Below are 12,550 nucleotides of genomic sequence, written 5' to 3'. Positions count from 1 at the left end.
TGTTTTCAAATGATGACATTTATCACTTTTTTATTCATTCAGTTGTTAGTCAAGTTATGAAAAATATTCAAAGTGTCCCTTTCAGCGATGATGTAGATTTACTTTCATACGAAATTTTTAGCGGTTTAACCGAAGAACAGTTGGACATGTTAACGCAGTCGATGAGCTGCACCCTCCACAAACGTGGTAACATCCTGTATCACGAAGGTAGCCGAATAAACGGAGCCTACATCGTGATTAAGGGAATTTTGAAAATATACAAAACAGGTTTTGATGGTAAAGAGCAGATTATACGCTTTGCCAAAGACGGCGATTTAATCGGTTTCCGATCAGTAGTAAGTGATGAATTGGCATGTACTACAGCCAAAGTGGTAAACGATGCTGTGCTGTGTTACTTGCCGGCTGACGTAGTTACCAGCCTAATAAAAGTAAACCCTGAGTTTGCCATGTCATTAATGAAACTGACTTGTCGTGAACTGGGTGAATCCAATAAGTTTTTGACCGATATTGCTCAAAAAACCGTGCGCGAACGCTTGGCAGAAGTACTACTGCTGCTGATGGATACCTTTGATCTGGACGAAGACAGCACCCTTCAGATTTCGCTAACGCGGGAGGAGCTGGCCAATATGGTAGGTACGGCAACTGAATCGGTTATAAGACTTCTGTCGGAGTTTAAATCCGATAAGCTAATTGAACTGAACGGACGCAAGATTAAGCTTATTAACATACCTAAGCTCATTAAAATTGGTAATGTGTATATCTAAACATCATCACCCAAAGATCATACAAGCGCCTGCGTTAACTTCAACGCGGGCGTTTTGCTTATCAAGTGTGGCAATAACGTATAAAGCTTGTGTTATTAACAAAGGCGGCTTAAATTTGAAGCAGGGAGAAAAGTAAAAAAACGATTGACCCAATGGACGCATGACAAACTACGCTATTATTGTTGCCGGTGGCAGCGGCACACGCATGGGAAGCTCCATTCCCAAGCAATTTCTGGAAATAAAGGGGCTGCCTGTATTAATGCACACCATAAGTGCTTTTCATCTATTTGATAAACAATTACAACTGATATTAGTACTTCCGGAAGACCAGATTCGCTATTGGCAGGAACTTTGTCAAAAGCATCAGTTTACCATTCCACATGCGATTACGCAAGGTGGTGCAACCCGCTTCGAAAGTGTAAAAAATGGTCTGGCTCTTGTACAAACGCCGGCCTTAATCGGCATTCACGATGGAGTACGGCCATTTGTATCACCCGATACTCTAAGACGCTGTTACCATCATGCAAAAGCGTTGGGCAATGCCATCCCGGTGCTCGATGCCTTTGAATCGATACGACAAATAAAAGGAGGAAAGAGCAAAGCGCTGGATCGCTCTACGATCAAGTTAGTACAAACACCGCAGGTCTTTCATTCCGACTCTCTTATGCCGGCCTACGAACAAACCTACACTCCTCTGTTTACCGATGATGCCTCGGTGGTGGAAGCCTACGGAAAAACCATTCATCTGGTAGCCGGTAACCGCGAGAACATTAAAATAACCACACCCTTCGATTTGGTATTAGCCGAAACCTTTATTCAGGCAGGTTTTAATCGATGCGAGGAGTCCGATGATGAAACGCTTCCTGATACAACAGACTCATAAAATTAGGTAGAAACGAACACAAAAGTAATCAGCCACCATTAAAGGAAAACTTATTCAAAATTCGAAACTTTGGATAGGCGATGATTGTAAAATAAAAGGCCATCTCGCATGAGACGGCCTTTATATATTTCTTAATATCACTAATTAATAGCGATAGTGCTCAGGCTTATATGGTCCATCAGGACTGATACCGATATAGGCCGCCTGCTCGTCCGTTAAGCGGGTTAGTTTAACGCCCAATTGCGCCAGGTGCAAACGTGCTACCTCTTCATCAAGATGCTTAGGAAGCGTGTAAACGCCCACTTCATAATTGTTTTTCCATATCTCAATCTGCGCCAGCGTCTGGTTAGTAAATGAGTTGCTCATTACAAAGCTTGGGTGACCAGTAGCATTACCCAGGTTCACCAAGCGACCGCGCGACAAGAGGATGATACTGTGTCCATCAGGAAAACGGAACTTATCCACCTGTGGCTTGATGTTAATTTCTTCGATACCGGGATATTTCTCCAGCTTCTCAACCTGTATTTCATTATCGAAATGGCCAATGTTACAAACAATGGTCTGATCTTTCATGGCGGCCATATGATCAACCGTAATCACATCCTTGTTACCGGTTGTGGTCACCACAATATTCACTTCAGGTAAGGCCTCTTCAACAGTGGTTACCTCATAACCTTCCATGGCCGCTTGTAGGGCACAAATCGGATCAATCTCGGTAACAAGCACACGAGCACCAAAACCACGCATACTCTGCGCACAACCTTTACCCACATCGCCATAACCACACACCAAAACGGTTTTTCCGGCCACCATCACATCGGTGCCACGCTTAATACCATCCGCCAGGCTTTCGCGACAGCCATACAGGTTATCAAACTTCGATTTAGTAACTGAGTCATTCACATTAATGGCCGGGAATAACAACTCACCACGTTCCATCATCTGGTATAAACGATGCACACCGGTGGTGGTTTCCTCACTCACCCCTTTAATGCCATCAGCTACGTTTTTCCAACGTTGCGGGTCTTCATTGAAAGTGCGCTTCACCAAGGCCATCAGCTCACGGAAGTCTTCCCCTTCGCCACTGTAGTCAGCCTCCAGAATAGCTGGATTACTCAACGCCTCTACTCCTTTATGAATCATCAGGGTGGCATCACCACCATCATCAACAATCATATGCGGCCCCAAGCCATCACCATAATTCAGTGCTTTTTCGGTACACCACCAATATTCTTCCAGGCTTTCACCTTTCCAGGCAAAAACAGGTACACCGGCGGCAGCAATAGCAGCAGCAGCATGATCCTGTGTGCTGTATATATTACAACTACACCAACGCACATCGGCACCCAGCTCAACGAGGGTCTCAATAAGCACTGCCGTTTGAATGGTCATGTGTAATGAACCCATTACGCGAGCTCCTTTTAAAGGTTTCTCATCACCATACTTAGCCCGAATGGCCATTAATCCGGGCATTTCCTTTTCCGCTATTTCAATCTCTTTTCTTCCGTAATCAGCCAGGCTCAGGTCAGCCACTTTGTAATCTGCCATAACAGTTATTTATTTTTTTAATGTTGTCATAATCAAAAATGACTACAAAAGTAGTAAAAAATGTTAGAAAAAGCTGATTGCCAATCGCTACTCGCAGGGCAAACAAATCTAAGGATTGAATCCCTTCAGAATTCAAAAACACGGTTTTGATATGCCCCGGATATCATCCAGAGCTATTTAAGTGAAACCCCATTCGTGGTTTTTAATACAATAATCCTGAAAGGAATTAATATAAATCGCCCTGCCATAATAATGCGCAGAACCCTTACTGCCGCTTTAGCTTCCAACGGCGGTGACTCCACAACCAGGTGGAAGGCGACTGTTCAATACTTTTTTCAAGATGCTTCGAGTAGCTCTCGGAGATGGCCTCCACAGTAGTTTCTTCGATGGGATGCAGGTTAATGCAGTATTTTCCCCGCTTTTTCTTTTCGATAAAAGAATACAGGATAGTTTGATCAAACTTAAGGGCCAGACGGGCACTACCTGAGTAAAATGCCGTTTCCTGATTTAAAAATTGCGTCCAGTAGAAAGTACTCTTCACACGCGGGCACTGATCGCCAATGAGAACGAATAGCTCGGGCCTTTCGCTGTTTTTAGACTGTGCAATGTATCGATGTGCCTTATCGGAGGGTATGCAATGTACGCCAAAACGAGAGCGTATGGTTTTGAGCAGCTTATCGAAATAAGCATTACTAAGCGGCTGATAAATAGCATGTACCTTATAGCGCGTAAGTAAGGGCAGCACTAGTAACCACTCCCAGTTACCCTGATGCGCGGCATATACAATCACATTTTTTCCCTGCTTATGCAAGTCATCCAGTAGAGCCGGATTGGCCAAGGATATTTTTGAGGTAATCTTTTTAGGTGATATGGTAAGCCCTTTAACCGTCTCAACCATAATATCGCAAATATGACGATAATAATCTTTGGCGATGGAATAGGTGTTTTTTTCTTTGAACGAGTTGTTCAGATTTTGTGCCACCACACTGCGGCGATACTTAAATACACGAAATAGCAGAAAAGAAAGAATATCTGACATCCGGTACAAAATGATGAAGGGGAGTGCCGATAAAAAATAAAATGGCGCAAATTTAAAATTTGGCAGCTGCAACGATAAAATTCTTGTTTTCAAAGTAATGTTCTTTCATGCGGTTAATAACTCACAACAAACCACTCAAACCTTTCACTAAGGCTTCAATAATTCATACAGTTGTAGTAATGGCAGTTGTTTTTTGTCTTTGCCGTGTTACGCAAAGTGCTGTGAAATGTTGCTACTAACAGGCTCTTTTTCTTTATCATGATGAAAATCATTGAAACAGCGCCCTTCTTTGATCATCTATCTCAATAGACATGCTAGCAAGCTAAATTGACATTTAAAAAGGCTAAAAATGGAATATTACCAAGAATTATTCTTCCTGCCTCAATTCTTTGGCAATGAGCCAAATTTATTTTCCAAACACTTATGATAGTGTCCCGGCTCTTGCTCTAAAAGCAAAGGCCGGGGGTAAGCTATCTATAGGTGAGTTGCACCTTCCTTAGAAATCGAAAATTTTACTAATTCCCAAAGAGCCATTCCATCACAATGGTCTCGCGCAACTCTTGCTCTTTGGGGTTTAATTCAACACCGGCAAAATTTCGCGCGCCGCTGCTCACCATTCTATCGCTTTCCTGATCGGCCTTGTAAAAAAGCGGTTGAGGCGTGTTACCCGGATTGCCATAATGGATGGCGGCCACTTTCATGATCTTAACATTGGCAGCCTGTGCAATGGTTTCTGCTTTTTGCTGAGCATCTGCCACGGCCAGGGCGATTACCTTCTGCTGTAGACGATCTTTCTGCTCATCACTAAAAGCAAAGGCTATGCGATAATTAACATTCAGATCATCACGATCAAGACTCTTTAGCAAGGATGCTGAAAACTTTTGCGTAAAGGTGTTTTTTACTTCCAATGCCAGATGGGCTATGTAACCTGTTTTCACCCTTTCATTCTTATGCCACTCAAAGTTTTCATTTACTCTTATATGCTTTGATTTAACAAACTCCGGATCGATACCATTCTTCTTAAAAATGGTCTTAAGATGTTGCAAAGATTCCATAGCCCGGTTAAAACACACCTGATACAAACTATCTTTTACTGTTAAATCTACCGACACGATGATATCTTCGGGCACAGCTTTAATCTTCGCTGTTCCTTCAACGCGCAGCTTATTATTTGTTTGGGCCATTAAAAAATTGGCGCCTAATAATAATACAAGACTGAGAGTTACTATTCTTCTCATAATAAGTAATTTTAATTAACACTGCTTTCTGCGATCACATTGGCTTTAGTATTGCAGCTGGCTTTCTATCAACTGCAGGGTGAATGACTAAGCCAATGCCTTCTGACCTTCTCCTCTAATATTATGCCATAAGTTAAACTATTACACATAAGGAAGAGAGGCTGTATCAGTCAAAATACTATTACTAACACTTTTTAGCCACAATAATATCGCGTTTAATCGCCTTATCAACCTGATGTTCAAAGTTATCATAGGGCGCCTTATTCAACACTTTAAAACCTTCCTTTACAAACAAATCGGCCAATTTATTTTTGGGAGCCACAAAACTATTCCAGGCCAACACAATGGTGCCTCCTTTTTTCAACACGGTTTTCCATGCCGGGAGACACGACTGTATTAATTCAGAAGGATTACGGGTACCTCCTGTGCTTTTATTGGCGCCTGCATTGCCATGTGCGATGCCATAAGGCAGATCGCCCACAATGATATTAAAGCAGTTCTTTTTGAAGTATTTATCTGCATTTTGAGCATTACCGCAAACAAGACCAAGGCGTTTACGCTCCGCCTTATCCTTAAACAACTCTTTATTGGCGGCATACTCGAAGGTGTGCATATAGATAGCATCTCCCTTAGCTTTTCCATGCACCATACGTTTATCTGCCAGAAATTTGTAGCGCTCGTTCTGCAAATACTTTTTGAAAAATATTTGATTCTCGTGCACCGATTTGGCCTCAATCTCAATACCAAAAGCATTGAACCCATAAACCGTGGCCTCATTCAGTGTTGTTCCTCTACCCGCAACAGGATCCAGCAGATTGATGGATTCATCATAGTTGAAATCACTCGCCAGCAGAGCCACATTCACCATCATTTTGGTAAATAACTCATTGGTTTTACCGGCATATCGTTGAATGGTACTAATCTTATCATCGATGTACTTATCGCGCATCATGGCGATAGGAGCCAGGCCGTCATCGGCATGCAGGCCAAACTGATTAAAGATGGCGAAAGTAAAAGACAGCCGGGAGAGAATAGCGATATCGGCAGTACTCAACTCATCATCGAGGGTAATGGTAATATAACGCACACCGCATACGTCTTCAAAATCAATCTTCTGACATCCCACACTTAATCTTTTCGCCGCCAGGCTCAGCTCGGCAACCGCAAGGCCGGCGGCTTCCTTATAATACACCCGGTTATGACCCGGATTCTGCAATATCAAATACTTCATCATAAGACAAAGATAGGGATAAATAGTCAGTAGTTATGAGTGAGGCGAACGGCCACACAAAGTATCGAGCTATAAAATACAATCAATTATAGAATTCCTTACCACTCCTTATTTTGAAATGACCCAGTACATTTTTAAGCTTTAATGATTGCTCATTCAATTCACTAACAGTGTACCTCATACGTTCAGAGGCAGCCGCATTTTGCTGTGTTATATGGTTCACTTCCTGAAGGCTTGTAGTAACTTGATTGATACCATTAGACTGCTCGTTACTGGAGGCAGAAATTTCTTCAATCAACGACGTATTTTGCTTCACGGTAGGTATTAGTTTAAACAGGCTATCGCTTGTTAAGGTTGAAACTTCAAGACTTTCATGTGCCATTGCAGTAATCTGCTGTGCTGCATCACGGGTATTCTCTGCCAGCTTTTTCACTTCCTGGGCAACCACAGCAAAGCCCCTTCCGTGGGCTCCGGCACGCGATGCTTCCACCGATGCATTAAGCGCAAGTATATTGGTTTGATTGGCAATATCTGTTATGACACGTACTTTCTCGCTAATCATTCTAACGGTTTTAAATGAATCACCCGCTTTACTTTTTACCCTTTCAAGCTCAACACTGGCCTCTTTGGACGATTTAAAAGTATTCTGCGAGTTAAAAGAGTTTTGTTGCGCGTTGCAATTTATTTCTTCCATCGATGTAGCGATTTCTTCAAATGAGGATGCTTGGGTTAAAGCACCCTGTGCCAGCTCGCTTGAGGTAGTATCTAATGCAGTGCTGGTTTTATTAAGCTGCGCAACCACTGCGGATATTTCTTGCACTAAGGACTGAAGTGTGTCGACCATTATCACAAAAGTATATAACACGCCTTTGGGATTTTCTCTTATGTCCGGGTCAATATCCAGATTACCATTGACCACCTGCCGGGCGATTTCTGCCACCTGGTAGGGTTCAGCTCCCAACATTTGATGAACACCCCGAAGAATATAAATACTAAAAGCAATGACGAGAATGGCGCCAACCAGTATAAAAAGGATTATCCAATAGTTAATAACACGGTTACTAGCTGCAAGGGAATTAATAAGCAGGGTTTTAGAGCGCTCAATTATAGGCTCTACTGTGTTCACTTCGTATCTGAGCTCTCCCAGTAATCCACTTTTTTCGTTTAATCCCAAATCCGTTTGCTTGTCAACAACATTAATGAATGTTTTTTCATAGTTATCGAGCAATACCAACATTTCTTCTTTTGACTCGGGTCGGTGCTTCGATTTAGTGATCGCTAATCTGAATTTTTCGAGATTATCCAGAAATTTACCCCGATACTTGAGGTCATGACGCAATAAAAAGTCTTTCTCATGCCGTCGGCTCATCAACATAAATACCATCAGGTGGTCATCGTTAAAGCGCTTAAGGGTTGATTCAATTTCATGAATAGCCTGACGCATTTGGCCAATCATACCATAATCTTTGAAGCCTTTTTGAAGTACATTGTTTTTAATTTGGTAGAATATCGAATGGTAATTAGTTAAAGACTGATTGATGGAATCAACCATCAATCCCATTTTATTCTTTCGAATAAATGGGCTGTTTAATAAGTCAGTACAAATATTTTGCGCAGCTTTCATGTTGTCATTTAGTAAGCTGACATATTTACTTTCATGCGATGTATAAAATTTGGGATCGCGAACCGCGAGCGACAGAAAGTCCTTTTCATTAGTGCGCATCTGAAGCAGTAATGACTCCAGCTCGTAAATATAATTTTCAATGTTGTTATTCCGCTTTATACTTTTCAGCGCAAAGTGCCTGTATAAACCAATTCCACTGAAAGTTATAATGAGTATAAGGATGAGCAAAGTAAAGCGAAAACGCATTGTTCCTCGTTGCATGATGTTAAGTTATTTGGTTTGATCCCCAACAGTTGCAACAAAGATAGGGTCGTGCAGCACGGCTGCGCTAAGTTCAATATTAAGTAATCGTTAATTGTCAGTGTGAAATATAAAAAAAGAGGTCACCGCATGGCGACCTCCTTCTCTGTTTGTGTATTGAAATAATGATATGTACTTATCCTCGATAGATCAGATCGGCACCAATGGTACCTTCCAGGTCTTTCAGATATTGATCTGAATCGGCATAAGCCAGCATCTCTTTGGCCTTGACCAGACGCCCATCTATATCCAGATCCACCTTAATCTCACGGTTTTCTGGTTTAGATACAAAGGCTTCGAGATAGGCAATTTGCTTTTTGCGGAAGCTCACCTCTTTCTCTTGTTTAAGCGCTAGACGCGCCTTATACCAGTCGCTGTTAATCACATAATCGCGATCGAAATACTTACGCAGTTCCGGATCGCTGATATCCTTACCTTCGTAGTGTCCGTAAGCCATGATATGCAGCAGAATCTTCAATGGAGGTATAGCGGCGTCAATGCTGCCATCCTCAAAATAACGCAAGGCTACTTTTTGCTGTGCTTCAACAATATTGTTAATACCATCAACAAAATCCTCCATACCCTGCAATTCAGGCTTCAACATCTCTTCGTTGAACACTGCAAGGGGCTCATCGAAAAGTCGGTTCATACAGCGGAAAGCAAAATTCTCGGTGATACGGTATCCCAGACGACTGGCCAAAACTTTCTGTCCCTGGTACTCAAAATCCTCCAGTTTTTCGAGTGAGCCATTCTCAATTAGTAATTTAGGATCGCGATCTTCCGGCACCAAACGCGCCCATATCTCAGGAATAAGAATAGAAATATCATGATCGAATCGACAATTACCTACATAACCCGCGGCTGAGCTAAAACCCTGATACTCGGTGAGTATATAGGATAGTAGTGCATTATTCAAATCAGAGGTTGGCGCCAACATATTAAAAGGCCCTTTGGTCAAAGCCCCTTCGGTACCGGCTCCTGTTGTTGAAGGTGATTTACCCGTTAAGCTACAAATGAAATCCATAAATAACTCAGGCAGTTCCTGATAATGGATGGGGTTATACACGGCCAGCGGACGTATCTTATTCACCTTATCCACCGGATTATTACGACGGCCGGGCAATACGGCATTCACCACATCAATCACCGGCTCATCCGACTTAATCTTACGATACAAACGCACACCCAGTTCACCCAGATAGTTATCGATAATATCATCTTTAAAAATATTACGCTCCAGATAACGTGGGTTTTTGGTTGGACCACCCTCGACAATACGCGGATGAGAAGGCACCACAAAATACTCATGCTTATCGCTGTCCTTCACCTTTTTAATAAAGTCCTTAACGGGTTGCGTGTATTTGTCAAAATTGATGGCATCCTCATACAGCTCAATGGCATCCTGCTTGGTCAAAGGCTCGTAATTGGTTAAGAAAGTACCGTCCGTAACTATGTCACGCTCGGCATCTTTGTCATAACCCCTGATAATGGCTTCATCAGGACGTTGGAACAAGTGACTCTCACAGTTGGTAACTACCTTGAAACTCTTGTTTTTATATTCCGGATTAAGGTTACTCAACTGACTTGCCGGCAGCACAATAGAAGCCGAAATATCATCTTCCATCTGTATCTTCTGACTGGGCACAAAGTCAGAACGCAGCTTATGAAGTAACCAGTTACCATCGGCGTTAAATCCAATACGCACATAGCTACCAGTTACCATATTGTTTTTATACTGCAAGGCGGTTCCCTGGCGTCCGTTGATAAACTCAACTGACATGTAATCTTTCCAGTTACCCTTTTCACTCTCATTGCGATACAAACGCTTGATAAACAATACCAGTGAACGGATGTGTGAAGGAATGGTATTTAGGAATTTATTATACTCATCGCTATACTGGTCGGATGGCGTTAACAGCTTAACGGCAGAACCCAGGGTACGCAGGGGACTCAGGAAAGGACGTGAAGGCTCCGCATCGGGACGCACTTTTTTCCAGCGATTTGAGAAATCATAGTTGATAATCTCATCGGCCGCCTTAAAGTCCTCTTCCAGATTCACGATATTAAAGTTACCATATTGAATGGCATTTTGCATCGACTTAGAAATCTCGGACTTACCGCCTCCGGAAACTGTACATGGCTTATGACAGAAAACCCCCTCTGGCTGGGTATTAACAATGCGCCACATGGGTTGGGTAGGGTGTTTGGCCAGCTGAAACTTATGACCCGATGGGTGGATGTATATTTTCTCGGGCGACAGCTTCAAGGACTGCACCTGACCATCCATGGTCCACACTACTTTACTTTTATCAATATCGATATCGGCATGCTCCTGGATATAAACAATATTGGTGAACTTATTATCCACAGCATAACCTTCAGGGTGAACAGTTACACGATCGCCCAACAGTTGCATGGCTTCATCAAAAGTATAGGTATCTTTTAACTTTGACGAGAAGATTTTACCGTACACACTATCACTCATAATACCACGTGGGTAGGCAATAGCACCTCCGGCATGCTCCTCTTCCACCAAACCAATCATGTTGGCAGCATAGCTGATCTGTGTCTTAATTTCCTTCTTCGAATAACCAAAGTAGTTATCACCAATGAGGGTAACAACAACACCGCTGTCGTTACGACAGGTTATTTTAAAGGCACCGCCATCGTTGTACAACTCGTTTTCATCTTTCCAGCACATGCCGTCGTTACGCTGGCGCTCGGTGGCATCATCGTAGTGGGGCAGTCCAATATCCTTTTTCTTTAGCTTAGTGATTTGCGGCGCCAGAATAATACATCCTGTAGTACCACTCCAGTGCTCGATATCAAGCGCTGCATCGTTTTCAGCCAGATTATGATCGCCGGCGTTGCCAAAAATATTTTCAACAAAATCGAGGTTACTTACCAGGGAACCCGGTGCGAAGAAACGAATCTCCATACTCTTTTCCGACATCACACCCGGTACCTCGGGACACACCACCGGACGCTGCAACAAAGACACCATGGTCTTGGCCTTCTCAGGCTGTGTCGAAGTAAAAGGCAGAATATTCATCTCATCGGATGGATGAAGGGCAGCCTTAAGCATGTGTGCAAAAGCAATTTTGGGTACCTCCTTTTTATCGAGGGGCACAGGCAATCCTCCCTCAACAATGTGGAAAGTACCTTTAGTAGTACGCTTATCATTAACGGGGTTATTTAAAATACCCTGGCGCAAACGATACGAACTAATCAACTCACTTTTGAAGGAATTAGCATCAGGCGGCAGGCTCACCTCGCGGGCAAGGCCTTTCTGATTAAGTACAAAAGATTTACCAGGCAGACGATACGACGACTCATCCAGGTCCACGTCTTTCAGGTAGTTGTTCAAGAAATTTTGAATACGCGTATCCACCGGTGACAAATGATCGGATAATAAGCGTGATTTTTCTTTGAAACTATTGATTAACCCTTCTGTTAATGAAAGGAATTTAGAATTGGAGTATTTTGTATCGGCATCACAGGCATCGTGGTACAAGGGCTGACCAATGGCAGCCAGTTGCAGGTTGATGTACTGTATCATATCCTTGCGATCCTTCTTACTAGGTTTCTGCTTTTTTTGCATATCATCTTTCATTTTGGTACGCGTTTTTAAGTTATGAATGAGTCACAAATTTAACTAATTAGACGACCACTTAATAACATTTTGTTAGTTTTTGAGTGTTAATAATCCTAAATTATTTCAATCACAAAGCACTAAAGAACATAATACTACCCACCAACATAAATACAGCCAAGGATGATCAAGAATCTAATCACCATAAGCAAACTGAGATTAATTAAGGAATATGCAGAAAGTTACAGAAATAAAAGGCTGTAGTTTACAATAGCGTTTTAATTTTGTAACTTAATGAGAAAATGCCATGGATACCGCCAAAATAAAAGAA

8 protein-coding genes are annotated in these 12,550 nt (G+C 42.4%); 2 read left to right on the top strand and 6 right to left on the bottom strand.

From position 1 onward, the window contains the following. The first annotated feature begins 56 nt into the window (after positions 1-56). On the top strand, positions 57-764 hold the full coding sequence (locus ACRD7A_RS16860; protein WP_430812526.1) for a Crp/Fnr family transcriptional regulator: 708 nt from the start codon (positions 57-59) through the stop codon (positions 762-764). Positions 765-924: 160 nt separating this feature from the next. Further along, on the top strand, positions 925-1,647 hold the full coding sequence (locus ACRD7A_RS16855; protein ID WP_430812527.1) for a 2-C-methyl-D-erythritol 4-phosphate cytidylyltransferase: 723 nt from the start codon (positions 925-927) through the stop codon (positions 1,645-1,647). 144 nt (positions 1,648-1,791) lie between these two features. Here ACRD7A_RS16855 and ahcY read toward each other — a convergent pair whose 3' ends face one another. The 6 genes from ahcY to ACRD7A_RS16825 all read right to left on the bottom strand — a co-directional run bounded on the left by ahcY (position 1,792) and on the right by ACRD7A_RS16825 (position 12,228). Then, a complete protein-coding gene (gene ahcY / locus ACRD7A_RS16850; protein ID WP_430812528.1) occupies positions 1,792-3,195 on the bottom strand; it encodes an adenosylhomocysteinase in 1,404 nt (467 codons plus the stop codon). A gap of 265 nt (positions 3,196-3,460) precedes the next feature. Beyond that, entirely contained in the window at positions 3,461-4,306 is an 846-nt protein-coding gene (locus ACRD7A_RS16845; protein WP_430817960.1) for a lysophospholipid acyltransferase family protein, read from the bottom strand. Between the two features lie 443 nt (positions 4,307-4,749). Then, the gene (locus ACRD7A_RS16840) at positions 4,750-5,472 is read right to left on the bottom strand and encodes an SIMPL domain-containing protein (protein WP_430812530.1); all 723 of its coding nucleotides are present in this window, start codon (positions 5,470-5,472) and stop codon (positions 4,750-4,752) included. A gap of 184 nt (positions 5,473-5,656) precedes the next feature. Beyond that, the gene (locus ACRD7A_RS16835; protein ID WP_430812531.1) at positions 5,657-6,706 is read right to left on the bottom strand and encodes a TRM11 family SAM-dependent methyltransferase; all 1,050 of its coding nucleotides are present in this window, start codon (positions 6,704-6,706) and stop codon (positions 5,657-5,659) included. Between the two features lie 79 nt (positions 6,707-6,785). Then, on the bottom strand, positions 6,786-8,588 hold the full coding sequence (locus ACRD7A_RS16830; RefSeq protein WP_430812532.1) for a methyl-accepting chemotaxis protein: 1,803 nt from the start codon (positions 8,586-8,588) through the stop codon (positions 6,786-6,788). A 175-nt stretch (positions 8,589-8,763) separates the two neighbouring features. Then, positions 8,764-12,228: a PPi-type phosphoenolpyruvate carboxykinase family protein gene (locus tag ACRD7A_RS16825; protein WP_430812533.1), complete on the bottom strand. Its 3,465-nt coding sequence runs from the start codon at positions 12,226-12,228 to the stop codon at positions 8,764-8,766. Positions 12,229-12,550 lie beyond the last annotated feature (322 nt).

Origin of the sequence: Carboxylicivirga longa (assembly GCF_050589825.1) — a bacterium.
Taxonomy (GTDB): domain Bacteria; phylum Bacteroidota; class Bacteroidia; order Bacteroidales; family Marinilabiliaceae; genus Carboxylicivirga; species Carboxylicivirga longa.
The sequence above is the reverse complement of the archived record's forward strand: the minus strand, read 5'-3'. Positions and strand labels throughout refer to the sequence as shown.